The 24267-nt window shown below is 60.5% G+C and carries 19 protein-coding genes; 5 read left to right on the forward strand and 14 right to left on the reverse strand.

Features of this window, described 5'->3' with window-relative positions; genetic code table 11:
- The first annotated feature begins 35 nt into the window (after positions 1 to 35).
- Positions 36 to 1685, forward strand: a complete 1650-nt coding sequence (gene recN / locus AC2FFD_RS02830) for a DNA repair protein RecN (RefSeq protein ID WP_496871841.1) — start codon at positions 36 to 38, stop codon at positions 1683 to 1685.
- Between the two features lie 100 nt (positions 1686 to 1785).
- Entirely contained in the window at positions 1786 to 3471 is a 1686-nt protein-coding gene (locus tag AC2FFD_RS02835; protein WP_170343726.1) for a chloride channel protein, read from the forward strand.
- A gap of 3 nt (positions 3472 to 3474) precedes the next feature.
- Here the strand turns inward: AC2FFD_RS02835 and AC2FFD_RS02840 are convergent, their stop codons facing one another.
- The 7 genes from AC2FFD_RS02840 to AC2FFD_RS02870 form a co-directional block, all read right to left on the reverse strand.
- Positions 3475 to 4842 carry a DUF3179 domain-containing protein gene (locus AC2FFD_RS02840; RefSeq protein WP_496871845.1) on the reverse strand — a complete coding sequence of 456 codons (1368 nt, stop codon included), beginning with the start codon at positions 4840 to 4842 and terminating at the stop codon, positions 3475 to 3477.
- Between the two features lie 91 nt (positions 4843 to 4933).
- Complete coding sequence (locus AC2FFD_RS02845; RefSeq protein ID WP_257599073.1) at positions 4934 to 5275, reverse strand: DUF427 domain-containing protein; 342 nt, start codon at positions 5273 to 5275, stop codon at positions 4934 to 4936.
- Between the two features lie 63 nt (positions 5276 to 5338).
- Positions 5339 to 7129 (reverse strand): aminopeptidase P family protein, encoded by a 1791-nt coding sequence (locus AC2FFD_RS02850; RefSeq protein WP_496871847.1) that lies wholly within the window; start codon positions 7127 to 7129, stop codon positions 5339 to 5341.
- A gap of 150 nt (positions 7130 to 7279) precedes the next feature.
- Positions 7280 to 9157 (reverse strand): cobaltochelatase subunit CobT, encoded by a 1878-nt coding sequence (gene cobT, locus AC2FFD_RS02855; protein ID WP_170343730.1) that lies wholly within the window; start codon positions 9155 to 9157, stop codon positions 7280 to 7282.
- Positions 9158 to 9278: 121 nt separating this feature from the next.
- Positions 9279 to 10265 carry a cobaltochelatase subunit CobS gene (gene cobS, locus AC2FFD_RS02860; protein ID WP_209832541.1) on the reverse strand — a complete coding sequence of 329 codons (987 nt, stop codon included), beginning with the start codon at positions 10263 to 10265 and terminating at the stop codon, positions 9279 to 9281.
- A 190-nt stretch (positions 10266 to 10455) separates the two neighbouring features.
- Positions 10456 to 11010 carry an NYN domain-containing protein gene (locus AC2FFD_RS02865; RefSeq protein WP_480683923.1) on the reverse strand — a complete coding sequence of 185 codons (555 nt, stop codon included), beginning with the start codon at positions 11008 to 11010 and terminating at the stop codon, positions 10456 to 10458.
- A gap of 168 nt (positions 11011 to 11178) precedes the next feature.
- The gene (locus tag AC2FFD_RS02870; RefSeq protein ID WP_170343733.1) at positions 11179 to 11802 is read right to left on the reverse strand and encodes a J domain-containing protein; all 624 of its coding nucleotides are present in this window, start codon (positions 11800 to 11802) and stop codon (positions 11179 to 11181) included.
- 107 nt (positions 11803 to 11909) lie between these two features.
- Between AC2FFD_RS02870 and AC2FFD_RS02875 the strand changes: the two genes are divergently transcribed.
- Positions 11910 to 12164, forward strand: a complete 255-nt coding sequence (locus AC2FFD_RS02875; protein ID WP_496871849.1) for a BolA family protein — start codon at positions 11910 to 11912, stop codon at positions 12162 to 12164.
- Positions 12165 to 12177: 13 nt separating this feature from the next.
- Here the strand turns inward: AC2FFD_RS02875 and AC2FFD_RS02880 are convergent, their stop codons facing one another.
- The 7 genes from AC2FFD_RS02880 to pepN all read right to left on the reverse strand — a co-directional run bounded on the left by AC2FFD_RS02880 (position 12178) and on the right by pepN (position 21314).
- Positions 12178 to 13254 (reverse strand): PLP-dependent cysteine synthase family protein, encoded by a 1077-nt coding sequence (locus tag AC2FFD_RS02880; RefSeq protein ID WP_257599071.1) that lies wholly within the window; start codon positions 13252 to 13254, stop codon positions 12178 to 12180.
- Positions 13255 to 13450: 196 nt separating this feature from the next.
- Positions 13451 to 13870, reverse strand: coding sequence for a DUF4177 domain-containing protein (locus AC2FFD_RS02885; RefSeq protein WP_170343736.1), 420 nt, complete (start codon positions 13868 to 13870; stop codon positions 13451 to 13453).
- Between the two features lie 80 nt (positions 13871 to 13950).
- Positions 13951 to 15207 (reverse strand): peptidase T, encoded by a 1257-nt coding sequence (gene pepT / locus AC2FFD_RS02890; RefSeq protein WP_496871850.1) that lies wholly within the window; start codon positions 15205 to 15207, stop codon positions 13951 to 13953.
- Positions 15208 to 15354: 147 nt separating this feature from the next.
- Entirely contained in the window at positions 15355 to 16866 is a 1512-nt protein-coding gene (gene gatB, locus AC2FFD_RS02895; RefSeq protein ID WP_496871853.1) for an Asp-tRNA(Asn)/Glu-tRNA(Gln) amidotransferase subunit GatB, read from the reverse strand.
- A gap of 81 nt (positions 16867 to 16947) precedes the next feature.
- Positions 16948 to 18207 carry a hypothetical protein gene (locus AC2FFD_RS02900; protein WP_496871855.1) on the reverse strand — a complete coding sequence of 420 codons (1260 nt, stop codon included), beginning with the start codon at positions 18205 to 18207 and terminating at the stop codon, positions 16948 to 16950.
- A gap of 129 nt (positions 18208 to 18336) precedes the next feature.
- Positions 18337 to 18765, reverse strand: a complete 429-nt coding sequence (locus AC2FFD_RS02905; RefSeq protein WP_496871857.1) for a hypothetical protein — start codon at positions 18763 to 18765, stop codon at positions 18337 to 18339.
- On the reverse strand, positions 18762 to 21314 hold the full coding sequence (gene pepN, locus AC2FFD_RS02910; RefSeq protein WP_496871858.1) for an aminopeptidase N: 2553 nt from the start codon (positions 21312 to 21314) through the stop codon (positions 18762 to 18764). The genes AC2FFD_RS02905 and pepN overlap by 4 nt, the downstream gene beginning before the upstream one ends.
- Positions 21315 to 21520: 206 nt before the next feature.
- On the opposite strand from pepN, the gene AC2FFD_RS02915 reads away from it, so the two are divergent.
- The gene (locus AC2FFD_RS02915) at positions 21521 to 23656 is read left to right on the forward strand and encodes a malate synthase G (protein WP_496871859.1); all 2136 of its coding nucleotides are present in this window, start codon (positions 21521 to 21523) and stop codon (positions 23654 to 23656) included.
- Between the two features lie 71 nt (positions 23657 to 23727).
- Complete coding sequence (locus AC2FFD_RS02920) at positions 23728 to 24153, forward strand: GlcG/HbpS family heme-binding protein (RefSeq protein ID WP_170343742.1); 426 nt, start codon at positions 23728 to 23730, stop codon at positions 24151 to 24153.
- Positions 24154 to 24267 lie beyond the last annotated feature (114 nt).

Raw genomic sequence — 24267 nt, forward strand, 5'->3', positions numbered from 1 at the left:
CGCGATGGCCTCGGGTCCGGGACGCTGAAGACCTCATGCTGCGCGCCCTTGATATCCGCGATATGCTGATCATCGACCGGCTGGAACTGGGCTTTCAGCCGGGCTTGAACGCCTTGACCGGCGAAACCGGTGCGGGCAAATCGATTTTATTGGACTCACTGGGCTTCGTGCTTGGCTGGCGCGGTCGGGCCGAACTGGTGCGGCAGGGTGCCGCGCAGGGTGAGGTCGTCGCCGAGTTCGAGCTTTCTGCCGATCATCCCGCACATGCGGTTTTGGCCGAAGCCGGTTTGCCGGGGGGGCAAGAACTGATCCTGCGCCGGGTAAACACTGCCGAGGGGCGCAAGACCGCCTGGGTCAATGATCGCCGGTGCTCGGGTGAGGTGCTGCGGGCGCTGTCCGAGACCCTGATAGAACTGCACGGACAGCATGATGACCGCGGTTTGCTGAACCCGCGTGGTCATCGGGCGATGCTGGACGAATTTGCACAGGTCTCGGAGCAGCTGTCAAACGTGCGAACCGCCTGGGCCGCGATGTCCCGTATCCGCAAGGCGCTGGCCGAGACCGAGGCCGCTCTGGCTGCCGTCCGCAGCGAGGAAGAATTCCTGCGCCACGCGGTCGCCGAGCTTGACCAGCTTGACCCGCAACCCGGTGAGGATGCCGAACTGGATGCCCGCCGCCGCATGATGCAAGGGGCCGAGCGGATTCGCGACGATGTTGCGCGAGCCTTTGCCCTGTTGTCAGGGGACGGGGCGGAAGGGGCCATGTCCGACGCCATCCGCTGGCTGGAAGGTGCCTCGGACAATGCGGGCGGCCAGTTGGAAGAACCGATAGCAGCGCTCGGGCGCGCGATGATCGAATTGGGCGAGGCGCAGGATGGCGTGAATGCCTGCCTTCAGGCGCTGGACTTCAATCCGGCAGAATTGGAACAGGCCGAGGAACGCCTGTTTGCCATCCGGGCGCTGGCCCGCAAACATGACGTGGCCCCGGATGATCTGGGTTCGTTTGCCGACACTCTGCGTGACCGGTTGAACCGGTTGGAGGCAGGAGATGCCGACCTGGCAGACAGGCGAGCAGCCGTAGAAGCGGCGCAACAGGCCTATGACGCCGCCGCCGCCGATCTCAGCGCTGCGCGCAAGGCGGCCGCCGGGCGGCTTGACGCGGCCGTCATGGCGGAACTGGCCCCGCTCAAGATGGAACGTGCTGTGTTTCAGACCGAAATCACCCCGGCTGAACCCGGCCCCGAAGGCACCGACGCGGTGGCCTTTACCGTGGCCACCAACCCCGGTGCGCCGGCGGGGCCGTTGAACAAGATCGCCTCGGGGGGTGAACTCAGCCGCTTCCTGCTGGCCCTCAAGGTCTGCCTGTCTGGCGACGACGGTGCCCGGACGATGATCTTTGACGAGATCGATCGCGGTGTCGGTGGGGCAACCGCTGATGCGGTCGGGCGCAGGCTGGCGTCGCTGGCGCAGGGCGGGCAGGTTCTGGTTGTCACACACTCTCCGCAAGTCGCCGCGCGGGCGGCGCATCACTGGCGGGTGCAGAAGCAGGTCACCAACGGGCAAACCCTGTCCACCGTCATTCCTCTGGCCGAACCGGATCGGGTGGACGAGATCGCGCGCATGGTGGCCGGCGATACCATCACCGAAGAAGCCCGTGCCGCCGCCCGGGCTCTGTTGCAGGCCTGATGGGGCGATGGCGTGAATTGGTGCTCACACTGTCGCTATCTCACTTTTATATGGACGCTCCGTGGCTTACTAAGGGTTAAGTGATGATCCCCGAGGGCCAATGACCCAATCGACCCGCACCGTTCTGCGCAACCAGTTCAATCAGGCTCTGGCCGCGATCAAGGATGCGTGGCGGGTCATGCTGCGCCGGGGGCCAAGCCAGATCCAGTTCTGGTTCATCGCGCTGGCCATCGGGATCGCAGCGGGTTTCATGGCGCTTGGCTTCCGCAAAGCCATCCGTGCGTTGCAGGCCTATCTTTACGATACCGATGACATCCTGCTGCTGCACAGCCACGCCGAGAAACTGCCTTGGTTCATGGTTCTGATCATTCCCATCATCGGCGGTTTGATCGTCGGTGTGATCCTGAACCGGTTCACCAATGACGGCCGCGTCCGGTCGGTTGCCGACGTGATCGAAGGTTCGGCCATCACTGACGGGCGGGTCGAGGTCAAGGCGGGCATCGCGTCGTTTTTCGCCTCGCTGATCACGCTCAGTTCGGGCGGGTCAACGGGGCGCGAAGGCCCGGTGGTGCATATGGCCGGGGTCATCTCCACATGGGTCAGCAACCGCATACATGCGGATGGGATCACGGGCCGTGACCTGCTGGGCTGCGCCGTCGCTGCGGCCGTGTCGGCCAGCTTCAACGCCCCCATCGCCGGGGCATTGTTCGCGCTCGAGGTCGTACTGCGCCACTTCGCCGTTCACGCCTTTGCACCAATCGTCATCGCCTCGGTCGCGGGAACGGTGATCAACCGGCTGGAATATGGCGACGTTACCGAGTTCACGCTCGAGACGCCGGGATCGCTGCAATTCTATGTCGAACTTCCGGCCTTCCTGATCCTGGGCCTGATCTGCGGACTTGTCGCGTTGCTGCTGATGCGCTCGATCTTCTTTGCCGAGGATATCGGCAGCCATATCCAGAACCGTCTGTCAATTCCGGGCTGGCTGCGCCCTGCGGTGTCCGGGGCGATGCTGGGGCTGATGGCGATCTGGTTTCCGCATATCATCGGCGTGGGGTACGAGACGACGATTCGCGCCCTGACCGGTGATCTGGTGCTGACCACGGCCATCCTGTTTGCGGTGACCAAAACGGTTGCGGTGGCGATTACCATGGGCGGGCGCATGGGTGGCGGTGTTTTCTCGCCTTCTCTGATGGTCGGCGCGCTGACCGGGCTGGCCTTCGGGCTTATCGCCACCGGGTTGCTGCCGGATGTGTCGGGCACGCACACGCTTTATGCCTTTGCCGGTATGGGTGCCGTGGCTGCGGCGGTGCTCGGGGCGCCCATCTCGACCACTCTGATCGTTTTTGAACTGACCGGCGACTGGCAGATCGGTCTTGCGGTTATGGTCAGTGTGTCCATGTCCACTGCGCTGGCCTCGCGCCTGGTGGACAGGTCGTTCTTCCTGACCCAGCTGGAACGACGCGATGTCCACCTGGCCGCGGGGCCGCAGGCGTATCTGCTGGCAATGCTTCGCGCCGGGGCCGTGATGCGCCCGCTTGGGGATCCGCGGTCGATCACGAAGGAAGAGGCACAGGGGCTGATCGACCAGGGCCTGTGCATTCAGGCCAGCGCCACGCTGGAAGCCGCCATGCCCTACTTTGATCGTGACGACATCCCCTGCATTCCGGTTATCATTCTGGAAAAAGACGGATCCGAAACACCGGTTGGCGCGCTCTATCACGTCGATGCTCTCAAGGCGTATAACAGGGCGCTTGCGGCCACGGCTGCAGAAGAGCATTCCTGAGTTTCACTCACCATACACGCTGGCTGCGTCGCCCATGTAATTGTCCCACGCAAACCAGTACGATATATGCCCGGCGACCCGAGGCAAACGCGTGCCATCCGGCCCGATCAAAGCCTCTTCCGTGACGGTCCAATCATTCCCCGCGCTATCCTGCAATCCGTCTTGCGTCGCCCGGAACACATGAGATTTTCGTTCATAGGCCCGCACGCTGCGCTCTTTGGGATCGCCAATCAGAACCAGAGGTGTCTGGCCGATTGCATCGTTGATCACCGGTTTGCCCTTGAACACATCCAGAGGCCAGGCGCGGGCGGCACCAAACTGGCGCACGGCAAAGATGTAATCCTTCTGCCGATGCAGGGACTGATCCACAGTGGCCGGGAACATCAGCTCGCTCGAGGCGAAATAGTCGCGATAAACCACCCCTGATCCGTAATTGCGCCGATGCCCGGTGTTCAGCGACAGAACACGGGTTTTGGGATGCGAGGTCCTCCAGCTGTCCCATGTCGTGATCACAACCGGGCGCTGTTTCAACGTGATGCCGCTGTTGGCCAAAGGCCCGACCACAGGCTTGCCGGTATACTGGTTCCACAGCGAATGCGTTTCGCGGTCAAACATCAGCTTGTTCGAGCGATAGAGGAAACCTGACGACCCGAAAATGAACGGCTTTCGCCGCCCCGCCACCTGGGTTTCGAACAGGATGCCCGACCCGCAAAGCGTGCAATAGGCCAGCGCCACGGGCACGCCTCCGATCACCTCGTTGAACATCTCGTGCCATCCCATGATCCGCAGGGGATAGGCGCGCTCATCGCCGTTGATGGCGACGCCGAACACCAGATCATCGCCCTTCAGATACCCCGCATTCGAAGCCGAGATCAGGGTTGGGTTGTCCAGCGACGGAATGCCATCCTTGTACACACCGCCCCAGGCGATCTCTTCCAGGCGGATCTTCATCCTGCCGCGTTGCAGATACTCAGACCGCAGGAACAGATCGAAATTCGGGTCGATCCCCAACAGAACTTCGCGCTTGAACGGGATCAGCGAAGGATGAGGGACAATCTGCGGGTTTCGTTCCTGCCACAGCATCCACGCGAACCAGTCGTTGCCATGGCGCTGCCCGGTCAGGGCCTCCATCACCTCGACAATCTCATCCCGCCGCCTGTCGGCATAGCGCATCGCGGTCAGCAACCCGGCCACAACATCCGGCTGGCCGCGGTCCTTCAGATACGCCATCTGCGCCTCAAACGCGGTCCGACGCCCGTTCAGCGTGCTGTGCAACGCCTCCAGAACCGGATCCTGCTGCGCCCAAAGCGCGTCGGGTGCCATTGCACCAGCCCCGATCATCCCAGCAAAACCGCGACGTGACATCGCCATGGAAGCCTCCGGTGTTACCCCGGAGCAAGTGTGCCGCAAATACCGCTCACGTGCATGCCACAGCTGCGTGAGGTGGGCGCTGGGGCTGGCGTTAAATCTGCTCCACCTTTACCGACTCGACCGGATAAAATGCCAGATGGTCCCTGATCTCGGCCACCGCCTGAATCGGATCCTCATAGCTCCAGACCGCATTGGCGGTTACGGATGACTTGTTGACGATGGAAAAATGCGTCGCGTCGCCCTTGCCGGGGCAGTGGGTCACCTTGTCGGTCCGATCCAGAAACGCCATCGCAATATCGTTGCGCGGAAAATAGATCACGGGATCCTTGTCGCCTTCAAGCAGTTCCAGCGCGTTGTTCGTTTCGCCCAGGATCGCACCGCCCGAGCGGACAGTCCATTTGCCCGGCGCTTTCCGGATCGTGATCTCAGCCATTCCATTTCCTTCCGTCGTCGTATCAGGGCCACCCCTCTGCCTGTTCTATGTAACAGACCAGTGTCAGACCGGAGCAGTTGCGGCATCCAACCACAGTTGCGCGTCATGTCCCAGCCTTGGGCGGATTTTTTCCGCAACGTCGCGGTGATAGGCATTCAGCCAGTCGCGTTCGTCGGTCGTCAACATATCGACCATGATCAGCCTGCGGTCAATCGGCACAAAGGTCAGGGTACGCCAGTTCAACATTGCGCGTTCGGCGTCGCCAGAGGGCAGGGCAGGCGCCTCTTCGACCACCACAAGGTTCTCGATGCGGATGCCAAATGCGCCTTCCCGATAATACCCGGGTTCGTTTGACAGGATCATGCCGGGTTGCAGCGGTACATGGCTGACTTTCGACAGCCGCTGCGGCCCTTCATGCACGCTCAGATAGGCGCCGACCCCATGTCCGACCCCATGGTTGAAATCCTGTCCCGCGGACCACAGCGGCACGCGGGCCACACATTCGATATCCCGCCCGGCAAGGCCGGCAGGCCAGCGCAGCATCGACATGGCAATCATGCCCTTCAGCACCCGGGTAAAGCAGGTTTTTTCCTCGGCTCCGACGTCACCGATAGCGATGGTTCGCGTGATGTCGGTGGTGCCGTCCAGATACTGCCCGCCACTGTCCAGCACCAGCATATGTCCGTTTTCCAACCGGCTGTCAGTCTCTTCCGTCACGCGGTAATGCATGATCGCGCCGTTCGGACCCGTGCCTGCAATGGTATCGAACGAGATGTCCTGAAGCGCATTGTCCTTGCGCCGGTTTTCCTCCAGCCGGGTGACAACCTGTGTTTCGGTCACGCTGCCCGGGGCCTGTTGGTCCAGCCAGCACAACGTCTCGGTGACCGCCACCGCATCGCGTAAATGCGCCTCGGCGCTGCCCGCGATTTCAGCCGGATTCTTGCAGGCTTTGGGCAGGGCGCAGGGATCACCACCATCCGTCATCGCATCCCCCAGCGCATCCGCCACGATCTGAGGCACCGAAGCGGCATCCACCTGCACCGGACCGGCCAGAGCCGCAACCGCATCCAGAAAATCGCCCACAGCGCGCAAAGTCACCTGAGAACCCAGATGATCCCGCACCCCGGCCAGTTTCTCTGCCGCCATGAACAGATCGACCTGACCACCTGCATGAAGAATGGCAAAGCCGTGGGCCACCGGATTATAGGCGATATCCGACCCACGGATATTCAACAGCCACATGATCGAATCCGGCAGGGTGATCACCGCTGCCGTGTGCCCGGCCCGCCTAAGGTCTTCGGCCAGACGGGCGATCTTGCTGTCCGCTCCTTCCCCGGCAAACTCGATCGGATGGGCCTTGACCGGGTTCATCGGTGGGGCCGGCTGATCTGGCCAGATCCGGTCCACAAGGTTTTCGCATCTCACCAGTTCGATGCCCGATCCATCCAGATCACTCAATGTGTCGGAAATCTGCCCCGCCGCATGCAGCCACGGATCAAAACCGATCTTGCCGCCGTTGGGCAACTGCTGTTTCAGCCAGGCGCTCAGGCTTACCTCGGGCCAGGGGACCGGGGTGAAATCTTCGGCAACCTGTGCCTTGACCTGGGTACGATACCGCCCGTCGATGAAAACTCCGGCCACGTCGCGCAGGGCGGCGCAAAACCCGGCCGAGCCCGTGAACCCGGTCAGCCAGGCCAGACGTTCATCGCGCGCCGCGACATACTCTCCCTGATGCGCATCCGCCCGCGGGATCAGAAACCCGTCCAGCCCTTCTTGCACCATCTGTTCGCGCAAGGCGGCCAGCCGCGGTGGCCCCTGTTCCGGGCGGGCGGTCACTTCGAAGGATTGGAACATGGGCGGCCTCATTCACAGCATTCGTGCGTGACCCTGAGGCGCATTTCAAAAAATGTCCAGACGGGAACACCCCGCCTGAACAGGCCGATGATCAGCAACGAAAAACGCGTCGCCTTCGGCGAAATTGGCCCGCTGGGCAAAAGATCAGCCTCAGCCGGCCTTTCTCATCCCCATGACCCGCGCCCGCGCCCGCGGGTCGCTGTCAAACAGAGCTGCCAGTTGTTCGGTCATCGCGCCGGCCAGTTGCTCTACGTCGGTAATCGTCACGGCCCGGTCGTAATACCGGGTCACGTCATGGCCGATCCCGATGGCCAAAAGTTCGACCATCTTGCGCTTTTCGACCATCGCGATCACGTCGCGCAGGTGTTTTTCCAGATAGTTGGCCGGGTTCACGCTCAGTGTCGAATCATCGACCGGCGCGCCGTCCGAGATCACCATCAGGATCTTGCGTTGCTCGCGCCGTGCCAGCATCCGGCGATGTGCCCATTCCAGGGCTTCACCATCGATGTTTTCCTTCAGCAGGCCCTCTTTCATCATCAACCCCAGATTGGGCCGCGCACGACGCCAAGGGGCGTCCGCGCCCTTGTAGATGATGTGGCGCAGGTCGTTCAGACGGCCCGGCTGCTGCGGGCGGCCATCGTTCAGCCATGCCTCACGTGCCTGACCGCCTTTCCACGCCCGCGTGGTAAAGCCCAGAATTTCGACCTTTACGTTGCACCGCTCCAGCGTCCGCGCCAGAACATCCGCGCAAATGGCCGCGATCGAAATCGGACGACCCCGCATCGACCCCGAATTGTCCAGCAGCAGAGTCACCACCGTGTCGCGGAACTCGGTGTCCTTTTCGACCTTGAAACTCAGCGGAGTGGTGGGGTTCGCGACCACACGTGCCAATCGGCCCGCGTCCAGAATGCCTTCCTCGCGGTCGAACTCCCAGCTGCGGTTCTGCTGCGCCTGCAAGCGGCGTTGCAGCTTGTTGGCCAGACGCGATACCGCCCCTTTCAAGGGCTCCAGCTGCTGATCCAGATAGGCCCGCAGACGTTCCAGCTCGGCCGGTTCCGCCAGATCCTCGGCGGCGATCTCTTCGTCATGGGTGTCCAGATAGACCTTGTAATCCGGATCCGCTTCGGATGCGGGCGGCGGGGCAGGCGGCTCCAGCGGCGCCTCGCCATCCGGCATCTCAGCCTCGTCGCCCATCTCGTCTTCGGCCATTTCGTCCATCGAGACCTGGGCCTGAGACTGATCCTGCTGCTCTTCCTGCGTCTGCTCAGGTGTTGCGTCCGCGTCCTGTTCGTCCTGATCATCCTGACCAGTGCTGTCGGGATCGGGCTGTTCCTCCGCGTCTTCCTCGGCCTGGTCTTCCTGTTCGTCGTCCAGCTCGTCCGGGTCTTCCCCAAGCTGGTCGCCATATCCAAGATCCTTGATCACCTGACGGGCGAATTTGGCAAACTCCGCCTGATCCGAGAGGATTTCGTCCAGATTTTCCAGCGTTCCGCCAGCTTGCTCTTCGATGAACCCACGCCACAGGTTCATGATATTATCAGCGGCAGAGGGCAGATCACGCCCGGTGGCCAGATGTCGGATCAGGTACCCTGCTGCAATCGACAGAGGGGCATCGGCGGGTTGCTTGCACTGATCATAGCCCCGCCGGATCGCTTCATGCCCGATCTTGACGTCAATATTGCTGGCGGTGCCCGGCATGTCCCGCGCGCCCATCGCTTCGCAGCGGGCGGTCTCCATCGCTTCGTACAGATCCCGCGCCATATCACCCGGTGGCGCATAGCGCGCATGGGTCGCGTCGTCATGATACTTGCGCTGCAACGCCAAGGCATCCGCCGTGCCACGCGCCAACAGCACTTCTTCGCGCGTCATCCGGCGCGAGACCTGTGGCAGCCGCATCGACTCGCCCGACATGCCCGAAGGGTCGACCGTATAAGTCACCGACAGCTCGGGATCATCGGCCATGACCTTGGTTGCTTCGGCCAGGGCCTTCTTGAACGGATCAGCAGGGTTGTCGTTCTTCTGTGCCATGTCCTTAAGCCCTCATCAAAATGACCTGCCCGGCGTTGAAAACTGTAATGGATCCGACTTCATCTGGCCAAAAATATCCCCGCCGGAGGCATTGCGCCCGGAACGGGCGCAATTCGGGTGCTTACCCCAAGCTTGCGCTCGCGGCGCTCTCAGGCAACTCCTCATCGAAGCAGCGCTGATAGAATTCGGCCACGGTCTGACGCTCCAGCTCATCGCATTTGTTGAGGAAGGACAGGCGGAACGCATAGCCCACGTTGCGGAAGATCTCGGCGTTCTGGGCCCAGTTGATCACGGTCCGCGGGCTCATGACGGTGGACAGATCGCCATTCATGAAGGCGGTTCGGGTCAGGTCGGCGACCGTGACCATCTGGCTGACGGTCTTGCGGCCCTCGGCGGTGTTGTAATGCGGTGCCTTCGACAGAACGATCATCGTCTCGGCGTCGTGGCTCAGATAGTTCAGCGTCGAGACCAGCGACCAGCGGTCCATCTGCGCCTGGTTGATCTGCTGCGTGCCGTGATACAGGCCCGTGGTGTCGCCCAGACCGACCGTGTTGGCGGTGGCAAACAGGCGGAAATTCGGGTTCGGGGTGATGATCTCATTCTGGTCCAGCAGGGTCAGCTTGCCGTCATGCTCCAGCACACGCTGGATGACGAACATCACGTCGGCGCGGCCCGCATCATATTCGTCGAACACGATGGCCACGGGGTTGCGCAGCGCCCAGGGCAGGATGCCTTCGTGGAACTCGGTCACCTGCTTGCCGTCGCGCAGCTTGATCGCATCCTTGCCGATCAGGTCGATCCGGCTGATATGGCTGTCCAGGTTCACACGAACGGCGGGCCAGTTCAGACGGGCGGCGACCTGTTCGATATGGGTCGATTTGCCGGTGCCGTGATAGCCTTGGATCATGACGCGGCGGTTATGGGAAAAGCCCGCCAGAATCGCCAGCGTGGTTTCCGGATCGAACTTGTAGGTCGGGTCGATGGCGGGCACACGGTCTGTCGCTTCGGCAAAACCCTTCACCGCCATGTCGCTGTCAATGCCGAACACGTCACGGACCGAGATATCCTCGGTAGGTTTTGCGTTGATATCGATCGATCCGTCAGCCATGCGCCTAGTCCTTATCCTTTGGCCCGTTCACCGGGTATGAACCCGTGTGTGGTGCAACATATTGCAGGCAAGGGCAAGGGAAAGAGGAACACGTCCAAAGGTGCGCATGTTTTTCTTGCAAACTGGCCCTATCTGTATACCGGACAGGCGTACCAAGCAGTGTTTTCCGGACAGGTGGACCGATCCCGCCTCAGAGTGAGAACCAAAGTTCACCCTTTTGAAAGCCGCCTTTCACGAGGCGATCCGCGTTCAACACATCCGGATACTCGTCCGCCCAATCCCGAAACCGGTCATTTGTGACGATGCGCGCCTGGCTGTCCCGCGCCGCCTGCAAGATCAGCGGGTCGGCGGGTGTTCCTTTGGGGGCCACCATGACCTGCCTGGATCGTAGGCCCAGGGCGCGGCTCAGCATCCGGTCGTCCATATAATCACCTTCGACCTTGTACCCGACATTCGCATCGAACATGACGCCCGGTTTGAATCCGGCCTGCTTCAAAGTTTCAAGGACCTTCTTCAACGTGTCCAGATCCGGGGTGCCGTCTTTCCAGTGCATGACGTTCGAGCCATCCACGATGATCCATGTGTTGGCTCTGCGCCAGCTGAACCAGGCCCGTATGAACAGGATGGCGCTGGCCATCACGCAAATCAGCGCCAGAAGGAACAGCCAATCCGCATCGGTCGGAATGAAACTGGCGACGATGAGTCCGCTTACCGAGACGAGCAACAGGCAAATGGATGTGCGCAACGAAACTGATCCCTGGAAATTCCTGTCCCAAATCTTCCACCACTTTCGCGGGGATTGAAACAGGTTTCCATACGGAAATCGCACAGTTTTTTCAGCTTGTGTCATCCGCGGCACCCAACCATTCAGGTTGCGCGTACCGCGAAGGTAAAGCAGGCAAAGCCGTGACCCTTACTTGAAGTTCCGGCTGTCCTTGATCTGATCCCAGGCCCAGACAACTTCCTGCAACTGCTCTTCCTGCGAGCGGTCGCCGCCGTTCATGTCCGGATGCAGCACTTTGATCAGCTTCTTGTACGCTTTGCGAACCTCGGCCTTGGTCCAGCTGTCCTTGGCCTCGAGAATCTCGATCGCACGGCGTTCGGTCGGCGGCAGGCGGCGTCCGCTGCCCGTGTTGCGGCCCTTGTTCTGCGTGCTGTTGGCGCCGAGCACCTGATGCGGATCCTCGATCCCCAAACGGGCCCAGGCGCGCGCTTCGGGGTCGCCCATCGGCTTGGTCTCGCGCTCCCAAACCTTGTCTTTCGATCGCTGCGCGTTCAACTCGGCCTCGGTGGTGCCGTCAAAGAAGTTCCACTTCTGGTTATATTCCCGCACGTGTTGCTGGCAGAACCAGAAATAATCATCCAGGACATCCGGTGCCTTCGGCGCACGGAACTTGCCCGGCTCGTCACATCCCTCGTGATCACACACCCTGACAGAGGTTTCGGACGCACCTGACATGCCTCGACGACCCCGCGGATTCTTCTTCTTGGCGCTGGAAACGGACATATCGAATCCGAAGGGGTCTGATTTCGCCATGCTCTAATCCTCAAGAACGCGTCTTTTCGACTCGGAGGCAGCAGTTTAATCTAAGCAGCCGAAAGTAGAAGAGGGGTGCGGCAATATTTTTGCCGCTGAGCGAAAAAATGAGCGTGACCGATGAAATCCGAACCCGCCTGCAAGCCGCCTTTGATCCGCGCGAGCTGGAAGTGATCGACGACAGCGAAAGCCACCGGGGCCATGCGGGCTATCAGGAAGGCGGTGAAAGTCACTTCAACGTCCGCATCCGCGCCAGCGCATTCGAAGGCAAATCCCGCGTCGCCCGCCACCGCGCCGTGCACAAGGCGCTGGGCGACATCGTGCCGCGCATCCATGCGCTGGCCCTGGATATCGGCGCCTGAAGACCTTTGCGTGTCAGTCCGCCTTCATCTGTGCGGACGGCGTCGATGCCGAGATGGAATATTCTTCCTCCGTCATGCCCTCTTCGATTCCCTCGAACAGGGGGGTCGACAAGTAACGCTCGCCCGTGTCCGGCAACATGACCAGCATGACAGAGCCAGCCGGTGCGGATTCCGCCAACTTCATGGCCACCGCAAAGGTCGATCCACCCGAAATCCCAGTGAAAATCCCTTCCTCCGAAGCAAGCCTGCGCGACCATTCTATCCCTTCGGGTCCTGAAATGGGGATCAGCTCATCATAATAGGAATTGTCGATGGCTTCCTGAAGGACCCACGGGATGAAATCCGGTGTCCAGCCTTGAATCGGATGAGGTTCGAAACTGGGGTGGCTTTCGGTCGGCTGATGGTCAGCGTTGCGCGTATTGACGTAACCCGATGACACGATGGCTGCATTGGCCGGTTCGGTCAGGATGATCCTGGTGTCGGGCCGCTCTTTCCGCAATACCCGCGAAACACCCGAAACGGTGCCACCGGTCCCGTAGCCCGTCACCCAATAATCCAGCCGTTCGCCTTCGAAATCGGCAAGAATTTCCCGCGCCGTCGTGTTCTCGTGAATATCGGCATTGGCAGAGGTCTCAAACTGGCTGGCAAGGAACCATCCGTTTTCCTCGGCCAGTTCCTTGGCTTTGGTATACATGCCGAACCCTTTTTGCGCCTTCGGGGTCAGAACAACCTTCGCGCCCAGAAACCGCATCAGCTTTCGCCGCTCGACCGAGAAGCTCTCGGCCATCGTCACGACCAGTGGATATCCCTTGGCCGCGCACACCATGGCCAGCCCGATCCCGGTGTTGCCGGATGTCGCTTCGACAACGGTTTGCCCGGGTTTCAGCCGCCCGTCACGTTCCGCGGCCTCGATGATGTTCAGCGCCAACCTGTCTTTGACCGAGCCTGCCGGGTTGAAGGCCTCGAATTTCACATAGACGGTCACATGCTCTGGCGCGATCCGATTGACCCGAATGCAGGGCGTGTCACCGACCGTGTCGAGAATGCTGTCATACAGGCGTGTCCGCCCTTGTGTCTGTCGAATAGCCATTTCGATGTCCCTCCAGAATACCCGGCTAACATGCCACAGATTTCCCGAGGGTGTAGCCCTTATTGCCTGCCAACACCGTTATGAAGACACGGGCCGTACCCGAATTGACTCGCGATACGTCAAAGAGAAAACGGACGTTCTGCACAAGACCACAGGTCGATTGCATTCGGTCCGTCGTCCGTACCAGTCCCCAAGCCTATGTTTTTGAAGGGCCACTTTCATCAGCGGCGTCATCAGACCGCTTCAGCGACAAAGGTGGCTCGTCCGGCTCTGCGGCAATTGGCTTCGGCGCCTGCACCTCGTCGGGGCCCGGAACCGGCTGGGCCAGCGGGGTGTCATCCATCTCAGGTACTGCGCCGACCCACGAGGCATCGACTTCTTCTTCCACCACGCGGCGGAACACCAGCACATTGCGCCAGTTCGTGGTCGATCCGGTCAGGCCCGTGCGTTCCTCGCTGGGCAGCAATTCGGCCCGCTGGTATTCCCAGCCATCCTGACCCATCTGATTCAGCAGTTGCTCGACCGAGACGGCAAAGCGGCCCTCGGCCGTTTTCACGCCTTTGGCTTTGACACCTTTTTGCGGGGCGGGGATGACCTTGTATTCGTAGCGCTTCATCTACTGTTCCTAAATGCGTTTCCGCGCCAACTTAACACGCTGCCCCCCGGGTGAAAGGGCCCTTGCCGATCCGGCGGATTTCAGCCCTGACCATTCGCTTCGGTCTGTGCCGCCTTGGCCACAACCGACAGGCACAGTTCCGTCGCCAGCGCCATGTCCTGCACTGAAATCCATTCCAACGGGCCGTGGACGCATTGCATCCCGGTGAAGATGTTGGGGCAGGGGGTGCCGAATTCGGTCAGGCGCGATCCGTCCGTGCCGCCCCTGATCGGTACCGACAGCGGTTCAATCCCCAACTCGCGACACGCATCCCGCGCCAGCTCGACCGGAGTCATGTCGTTTTCCAGCCAATACCGCATGTTGCGGTACTGGTGGCTGATGTCGCAGCTGATGGTCGCGCGCGGTTCGGTGGCCTGCACGGCGGCGCAGACCTGCCGCACGATGTTTCGTTGCGCTTCCAGCCCGTCCATCTCGAAATCACGCAGGATCAGCTTGATCTCCATCTCGGATGATCCGCCGTTCATGTCCGTGACATGGATGAAGCCTTCGCGCCCGTCCGTGGTTTCGGGCGTCATGGTGGCCTGAGGCAATGTCTGCACGATCTTCGCCGCCAGATGCGTGGCATTCACCATCTTTTCCTTGGCCAGCCCGGGATGGATCGAAACACCCTCGATCCGGATCACGGCGCGGTCGGCCGAGAAGCTTTCATACTCGATCTCACCCGCCTGCTGCCCGTCCAGTGTATAGGCAAAATCCACGCCCAGATCCTTGGGCAGCTGTTCCGTGACGCCCCGGCCGATCTCTTCATCCGGTGTGAACGCAATGCGGATCGGGCCATGTGGAATGTCCTGATTTTCGATCAGGTGCCGCGCCATCGTCATCAGAATCGACACACCGGCCTTGTCATCCGCGCCCAGCAGGGTTGTGCCCGATGCGGTGATCAGGTCATGGCCGATCTTTTCGGCCAGATAGGGGTGGTCTTTCGGGGAAAGAACAAGATCCGGGTTGTCGGGAAAGGTGATGTCGCCACCGTTATACCCCTTGATCACCCGTGGCTTGACGCCGGTCGCGTTGAACTGAGGGGCCGTATCGACATGGGCCAGAAAGCCCACGGTCGGTCCCGGCGCCGTTCCGGGAATGGTGGCGACGACAACACTGTCGCCCGTCATCTCGACATCCTGCGCGCCAATCTGGTTCAGTTCATCGCGCAACAGGTTCAGCATGTCGAACTGGATCTGAGTGCTCGGGGTCGATGGGGATGTCTCGTCACTTTGACTGTCGATGGCGGCGTAACGCACCAGCCGGTCTTCGAGTTCCTGATCAAATCTGCTTTGCATAATACCTCACCTCTCGGTGACGGAGGAAAGGGCGCGAACAGCGGGAAGTCAAGCCGATGGCTTGACCCCAAGTCTTAAGATTTTGTGAGAAACCGGATTGTACAAACCCGCCAAAGACGGCCGGCAGGCTTGTACAAAACGAAAGGTTTACGACTCCAGCTTCTTGCTGACCAGTTCGTTGACGGCTTTCGGGTTGGCCTTGCCGCCGGTGGCTTTCATGACCTGACCCACGAACCAGCCGGCCAGCTTCGGATTCACTTTGGCCTTCTCGACCTGTGCCGGGTTGGCGGCGATGATTTCGTCCAAAGCGGCCTCGATCGCGCCGGTGTCGGTCACCTGTTTCATGCCACGATCTTCAACGATCTGCGCCGGATCACCGCCTTCTGTGTAAACGATTTCGAACAGATCCTTGGCAATCTTGCCCGAGATCGCATCCGACGAGATCAGGTCGATGATCCCGCCCAATTGTGCCGGTGACACGGGTGAATCGGTGATGTCGTGGTCTTCTTTCTTCAGCCGACCGAACAGTTCGTTGATGACCCAGTTCGCGGCCAGTTTTCCGTTGCGGCCCTTGGCCACTTCCTCGAAATAGGCGGCGGATTCAACCTCGGCGGTCAGCACCGAAGCATCGTAATCGGTCAGGCCGAAGTCTTTGATGAAACGCGCCTTTTTGTCGTCGGGAAGTTCCGGCAGCCTGGCGGCAATGTCATCGACCCAGGCCTGCTCGATCTCCAACGGCAGCAGGTCAGGGTCGGGGAAATAGCGATAATCATGCGCTTCTTCCTTGGACCGCATGGAACGGGTTTCGCCCTTGTCCGGGTCGTACAGGCGCGTTTCCTGCTCGACCTCGCCGCCGGCTTCGACGATGGCGATCTGACGGCGGGCTTCGACCTCGATCGCCTGCTGGATAAAGCGCATCGAGTTCATGTTCTTGATCTCGCAGCGCGTGCCGAGATGCGAAAAATCCTGTGTTTCCTGATACTTCTCATAGGCGCCGGGCAAACAGATCGAGACGTTCACGTCCGCGCGCAGGTTGCCGTTTTGCATGTTACCGTCGCAGGTGCCCAGGTAGCGCATGATCTGGCGCAGCTTGGCGATATAGGCCGCGGCCTCTTCCGGCCCGCGGATGTCAGGGCGGCTGACGATCTCCATCAGGCAGACGCCGGTGCGGTTCAGGTCGACGAAGGACATATGCGGGTCCATGTCGTGGATCGATTTGCCCGCGTCCTGTTCCATGTGGATACGCTCGATCCGCACCTTGCGTGCGGTGCCGTCACCCATCTCGACCAGCACTTCGCCTTCACCCACGATCGGGTGATACAGCTGGGAGATCTGATACCCTTGCGGAAGGTCGGGGTAGAAGTAATTCTTGCGGTCAAAGGCCGATTTCAGATTGATATCCGCCTTCAGGCCCAGCCCGGTGCGCACCGCCTGTTCAACGCAGTATTCGTTGATCACCGGCAGCATGCCCGGCATGGCCGCGTCCACGAAGGCCACGTTCGAATTCGGTTCGGCCCCGAATTGGGTGGATGCACCCGAAAACAGCTTGGCATTGGATGAGACCTGAGCATGCACCTCCATCCCGATGACCAGTTCCCAATCGTGCTTGGCCCCGGCAATGGTTTTGGGTTTGGGCATTTCGTATGTCAGATCGAGCATGGCGCGCCTCATTTCCGCAGAAGTCTAAGCCTGCGTATTAGGCCCGGCAGGGCCTAGGGGCAAGGGGGAATCCTGTCGTGTTCAGTTCTGGGAAAACCGCAGGCCCGAAGGTGTGAACGTCACATCCATACCGCTGCGCAATTCTTCCCGGAACAGATCCGAGATGGCGCGCAAGGCATCGCGCTGACCGCGCGCAGCAAATCGCTCGGGCGAGTTTATGCGGACAGAATTGTTGAAGCCGTTGGCCGCATGCGCCCAAATCAAGGGGTGCAATTCCGTCAGATGATCGCGGATAAGCCAGTTTGCCGTGTCGCGCATCTTAGACCGGACAAGGTCGGCCTGATCGTTCAGGCCAAATCCGTTCTGGACGGTGATCGCGCAGTAGGATGACAGCATGTTGATCATCTGCTGATCGGGCCGCAGGCGTACGATATCACGCAGACCTTCAAGGAAATACTCGATATCGACGCGGGCACAGGCCTCTTCGTCCAATGCGATGGCGTCGAACTGAACCCATGAGTATCCGCCCGCGCCCCAGATATCCTGTGTCCTGGCGGCCGTGCGCAAGGCTTGCAGCTCCAGCTCTTCGTAGCTGCCGAACCAGCGGGGCAGAAGGTGGCTGCCCATCGCGCGCATGTGGCGCTGATTGCGTGGATCCAGCGTGATCAGGCGTTCATATTCGTCAGACACCCGCGCGTTGGATTTGCGTTGACCAGCCAGTAGCGCACACCCGGCCGCAGCAATCAGGGGGCTGTCGGGGGCGTTTTTCCTGCACTTGGGCAGGATCGCTGCGGCACGGTCGAAATGAGCGGCGCAGCGTGACCGGTGCAAGGGTGGCAGCGTCGCGTCCGAGGCCGTGCCGCGCCAAGCCCATGCCAGATCGATATGGGCAAGGGATACGACGGTGGCGATCATTGGATCATCGGGGTTGTCCGCCATCTCGCCTTCAAGTTCCGAGATGCCCCCCAACAAGTCGTAATCCGAGATGGCCTTGCCATCCGAAAGCGCATGTTCAGCGGCCAGAACCACGTCAGATCTGGCGCCGAACGCCAACAGATCGGCAACCGGCATACCATCTGAAACAGCGGCGCGACCCTGATCGGCCACGCGCATTTCCTGCGACAGCTCTGCCCACCGGTCCTGCCGGGCGAGGTAGCGGCCATGTTCGATCGTGGAATGTCCGATCAGATCATCGCGGTCGGATCTTGCAACGGGAATATTGAGCTGACCCTGCTCGGGCAAGGCTGCTGCAAGCGCGGATTTTGTCGCGCACAGGTCTGCTGAAGCATTTGTAGGACTGGCTGTGGATGGGGCGAACAGTGCCCTTAGCGACCGAAACATGGCGAAACTCAAAACTGAAAAAACTGATAACTGACACCGAAGTCTGGCGGGATATCGGGTTCAAATCAAGTAAATTGCCGAATAATTTTCCTTTTTAGTGTCCAATTCACCCTTCAATGGTCCAGTGTTTCAGAAAACGGTGAAATGATGCCGTTCCACGCGAATTCCGGCTTGGTTTAGAAGGGTTTCCAAATCCCGATGCGGCGGAAGCGACTCATCCGGCAGACGGATTCGTTTGCCGGAATGCAGAACGATCGACACTCGAACCGAGAAATCCCAACGGGTGTCAAAGCGGAAACGGTCGATGTCGCGCAGCGCGACCTCTGCCTGCCGGTTCCCCGTGAACCAGCTCAGTGCATCCTGATCCAATTGCATGCCCGCGCGGGTGTTCTGAACCACGTCCCAAAGTGCGGGCAGGGTGGCCAGGGACAGCAGCCCAGCGATCCACCAGGCCGCGTCAAACAGGACAACCAGCGCCAGCAACGCCGCATAAACACCGGCTAGGATGGCCAGCGTTCGCAAACTCCGGTTGCTGCGGGCAAAGCTGTAAGGCGTCATGCGCCGAGGATGCGGGACACCATTTCGGTCGTGTCCCGCGACAGGTTCGGTGTTTCCGCGATGCGGGAAAGCTGCGCACGCATCAGGGCCTGACGATCCGGATCATACCGTTTCCAGGTCTGAAACGCCGAGCACATACGCGCAGTGGTCTGTGGGTTCACCGGGTCCAGACGGATCAGCCAGTCTGCAAGCAGGGCGTATCCGGCGCCATCCGGCTGGTGGAATCCTGCGTGGTTCATCGCCAGGGCCCCCATGACGGCGCGGAACCTGTTCGGGTTTTTCCAGTTGAAATCCGAATGCTCGGTCAGGGTCGTGGCAATCGCGGGTGTCGCCTCGGGTGCTGCCATCGCGACTTGCAGGCCAAACCATTTGTCCATGACCAGCCGGTCATGCTGCCACTGTTCGTAGAATGCGTCCAACTGCGCCTCACCCTTGCGGGCGCGTAAAAGGCAAGACAGCGCAGTCAGTTGCAATGTCATGTTGTCGGCTGTGTCGTACACCTCAGCCGCCATCGCCCCACCATCCAGACGAGAGGTCAATGCCAGCGCAGCGCTGCCAAGTGCCCGTTTACCGGACTGCTCGGCGTCCGGGCTGTAGGGGCCGTCCACAAAGGCCTCACTGTGCAGGCGGGGCAGCAAATCCTGCACGTTCTGGGCCGTTGCCTGCCGCAGCGTTTCCACCGCAGCCCAGATCGCCATAGGGTCGGGCGTGTGACCGCGGTCATGCAGGGCCGCTGCCAATTCCGACTGTGTCGGCAATCCCAGCATCAACGCACGATAGGCCGGGTCCAGTTCGTCATTGCGCAGCACGGCCAACACTCCGTCAAGGTAATCTGTATCCGGTGCCGCATCCTGAAGGATCATCCGCATCAAAGTGTCTTGCGCCAGATCTCGCCCTGCCTGCCATCGGTTGAACGGGTCCGTGTCATGCGCCAGAAGAAATGCACGTTCTGCGCTCGACTGGTCATGCTCCAGAATAACAGGTGCCGTGAAATCGCGCAGGATCGAGGGCGTGGGTTTCGCCGCCAGGCCGGTGAATTCAAAGCTCTGTTCGGCCTGTGTCAGTTCCAGAACTTCGGTCGCGCGAACCTCATCGCCGTTGGGCCCAAGCAGGCCAACTGCAACCGGGATGACCTGCGGCAGTTTCTGATCCTGTCCCGGCGTGGGGTCGGTTCGCTGTTTCAGCGTAAGTGTATAGGTGCCGTCGGCCCAGTCTTCCTTAACCCTGACGCGCGGTGTGCCCGACTGGCTGTACCAACGTTTGAATTGTGTCAGATCGCGCCCAGTGGTGTCTTCGAAAACCTTCAGCCAGTCCTCGATCGTGCAGGCCTGACCGTCATGGCGTTCAAAATACAGATCAAGCGCCTTGGCATAGGCCGCATCCCCGACCAACCGTTTCAGCATGCCGATGACCTCGGCGCCCTTCTCATAGACAGTGGCGGTGTAGAAGTTGTTGATTTCCTGAAAGCTTTCGGGGCGCACAGGATGCGACAACGGACCATTGTCCTCGGGGAACTGCCGGGCACGCAGGTCTATCGCGTCGTGGATGCGTTTCACCGGGGCCGAGCGCATGTCCGAGGTAAACTGCGCATCCCGGAATACTGTCAGACCTTCCTTGAGGCACAGTTGGAACCAGTCGCGGCAGGTGATGCGGTTGCCGGTCCAGTTGTGAAAATACTCATGCGCGATGATCGCCTCGATCCGTTCGAAATTGGCGTCGGTCGAAGTTTCCGGGCTGGCCAGAACGGCGGACGAGTTGAAGATGTTCAGCCCCTTGTTCTCCATCGCGCCCATGTTGAAGTCATCGACGGCCACGATGTTGAAGACGTCCAGATCGTATTCACGGCCATAGACGTCCTCGTCCCACTTCATCGACTTCTTCAACGCCTCCATTCCAAAAGCGCATTTCCCCTCGTCTCCGGGACGGACCCAGAGGTTCAGATCGACGTTGCGACCTGACTTGGTGGTGAACTGGCCGGGATGTGCGATCAGGTCTCCGGCGACCAGAGCGAACAGATAGGCGGGTTTGGGCCAAGGATCGATCCATTCGGCCCAGCCTTCACCCTTGCCCGACGGGTTGCCGTTCGACAGCAGAACCGGCAAGTCGCCATTGATGCGCACGGTAAAGGTGGACATCACGTCCGGCCGGTCGGGATAGAAGGTGATCTTGCGGAACCCCTCGGCCTCGCACTGGGTGCAGTACATGCCGTTTGACATGTACAGACCTTCCAGCGCGGTGTTGTTGCCGGGGTCGATTTCAACCTCGGCTTCCCACAGGAACGGCGCGTCGGGGACATCCGCGGTTAGCCCCTTGTCGGTCACGTCTGGCGTGATCTGGGCCCCGTCAATGGCGGCGCGGATCAATTTCAGTTCTTCCCCGTGCAGAAAGAATGTGCGGTCAGTGGCGTCAGGATTGGGCCGGAACGCAATGCGCGAGGTGACGCGCGTGGCGTGCGCGGCCAGATCAAAGGTCAGGTGCACGCTGTCCACCAGATAGCCAAACGGTGTGTAGTCTTTCAGGTAGATCGTGGTGGGAGCAGCGTCGTGCATCTTGGGCCTCGTATCTGTTCGGGACTGGCGCGACGTTAGGGGCTTCGTTCGGGCGCTGCAACCGGCCCTGCCATTGCCTTGAGGTTTTTGAAACAGCTTCAAGCCGAAGCGAATGCCCCAAATGACGGGATGAAAGTTGCCTATCGGAAACTTTCCGCCTAAGTCACAATGCATACAATGGCGCACAATCGCGGGAGAGCAGGAATATGACGGACAGACAGACCCTGAGCGGATTGCAGATCGATCCGGTTTTGGCTGAGTTCATCGAGACACAGGCGCTGCCGGGAACGGGCGTCTCTTCGCAGAGGTTCTGGGCCGGCATGGCGCGGATGGTGAACGAACTGGGGCCGAAAAACCGTGAGCTGCTGGCCAAACGGGCCGAGATCCAAAGCCGCATCGATGGGTGGCACATGTCCCGAAAGGGGCAGAACACCGATGCCGCTGAATATGAGGCTTTCCTGAAAGAGATCGGGTATCTGGTCGAAGAAGGCGACGAGTTCCAGATTGAAACGGCCAATGTCGACCCCGAAATCGCCCTGATCCCGGGCCCGCAACTGGTTGTTCCGATTACCAACGCACGCTTTGCCCTGAACGCGGCCAACGCGCGTTGGGGCAGCCTGTATGATGCGCTTTACGGAACGGATGCAATGGGGGATCTGCCGGCAAGCAGTGGCTATGACGCGGCGCGCGGCGCGCGGGTGATCGCATGGGCCAAAGCGTTTCTGGATGATGCTGTGCCTCTGGCGTCTGGATCATGGGCGGATGTCACCGAAATGAGCGTCACCGACGGTGCTGTGACCCCTGCGCTGGGCGATCCCGCTCAATTTGCCGGGTTCGGCGGCGCGGCGGACAAGCCCGACTTTGTGCTGTTGAAAAACAACGGTCTGCACATCCAGATCATGATCGACCCCACAAGCAACATAGGCGCGACCGACCCCGCAGGCGTTGCAGATGTCCGGCTGGAATCCGCGCTGTCCACCATCATGGATTGTGAAGACTCGGTTGCCTGCGTCGATGCTGCCGACAAGGTGGTGGCCTATGGCAACTGGCTGGGCCTCATGAAAGGCGACCTGACCGAAGAGGTCACCAAGGGCGGCGCCACGTTCACTCGAAAACTGGCCGAGGACCTGAGCTTTACCACTCCGTCGGGTGATAAGGCCAGGCTGAAAGGCCGGTCCTTGATGCTTGTGCGGAACGTGGGCCACCTGATGACCAACCCGGCCGTACTTGACGCAGAAGGGCGCGAGATCGGCGAAGGTTTGATGGATGCTCTGTGTACCACCCTGATCGCCATGCACGACCTGAAGCGAGACGGGGGCAATTCTGTCGAAGGCTCTGTCTATGTGGTGAAACCCAAGATGCACGGGCCCGAGGAAGTCGCGTTCTCGGTCGAGATTTTCGACATGGTCGAAGACATTCTGGGCCTGCCGCGCAATACCGTGAAACTGGGCATCATGGATGAAGAACGACGCACCTCGGTCAACCTCAAAGAGTGCATTCGCGCCGCAAAATCACGGGTCGCCTTTATCAACACGGGGTTTCTGGACCGGACCGGCGATGAAATACACACCTCGATGGAGGCGGGTCCGATGCTGCCCAAGGGCGACATGAAAAATACGCCATGGATTGCGGCCTATGAAGATCGCAACGTCGATATCGGGCTGGCCTGTGGCCTGAAAGGCAAGGCACAGATCGGCAAGGGTATGTGGGCCATGCCGGATCGCATGGGCGAAATGCTTGAGACCAAGATCGGCCACCCGATGGCCGGAGCGACATGCGCCTGGGTGCCGTCACCCACGGCCGCGACCCTGCACGCTACGCATTACCACAAGGTCGATGTGCTGGCCCGTCAGGACGAGCTGGCCGCAGGCGGTGCGCGGGGCACTTTGAGGGATCTGTTGACCATCCCTTTGCTGGCTGGACGCAACCTGAGCGACGAAGAAATCACGCGTGAACTTGAAAACAATGCGCAGGGTATTCTGGGTTATGTCGTGCGTTGGGTCGATCAGGGCGTGGGCTGCTCCAAGGTGCCCGACATCAACGATGTCGGCCTGATGGAAGACCGCGCGACCTGCCGGATTTCGTCACAGGCGCTGGCCAACTGGCTGCATCACAGCATCGTGGATGACGCCCAGGTCATGGCCGCTCTGCAAAAGATGGCCGCCGTCGTGGATCGCCAGAATGAAAACGATCCGAATTACACCCCTATGGCTCCGGGATTTGACGGCATCGCCTTTCAGGCGGCCTGCGATCTGGTGTTCAAGGGCCGGGTTCAGCCCTCGGGCTATACCGAGCCGGTCCTGCACGCGCGCCGGCTGGAGTTGAAAGCCAGCCAAAGATAACCCCGGCAAAAGCCCACAGACCAATCGTTTGCGGGCTTTTTCGAACTCCAATCCGACAAGAGGATCATCAGATGTCAGTTTCCCTACGCAAAGCCCGCACCATCATCCGCAAAACCCTGGAGAAGGGCCGAGAGATGGAGTTGAAGCCGCTCTCAGTCGTGGTTCTGGATGCCGGTGGGCATGTCATCGCGTTCGAGCGCGAGGATGGTGCTGCACCGGGCCGGTTCGGGATTGCACAGGGCAAGGCCTATGGGTCGGTCATGTTGGGAATGGCGGGCACCGCGCAGATGCAGCGCGCCGAAGCGCAGGCCTATTTCATGGCCTCAGTGAATGGCGTCTATGGTGGTCAGGTCGTGCCGGTTCCGGGTGGCGTGCTGTTGCGTGATCGCAAGGGGGCCGTGATCGGCGCCGTCGGGGTTACCGGCGACACATCTGACAATGATGCGCTGGCCGCAATAGCGGGGATCGAGGCGGCCGGCCTGATCGGTGAGATTTGACAAGAGCGTTGTATTGATACGTTTTTCCAGCTGGGCGGGGAAACTATCCCCCCGCTTGGCGGCTTCTTGGAAAACGGTTCCAATTAAACAGGGCGGATCAGAACGTACAGTGCG

The sequence above is a fragment of the Ruegeria sp. YTSC002 genome (assembly GCF_059609845.1).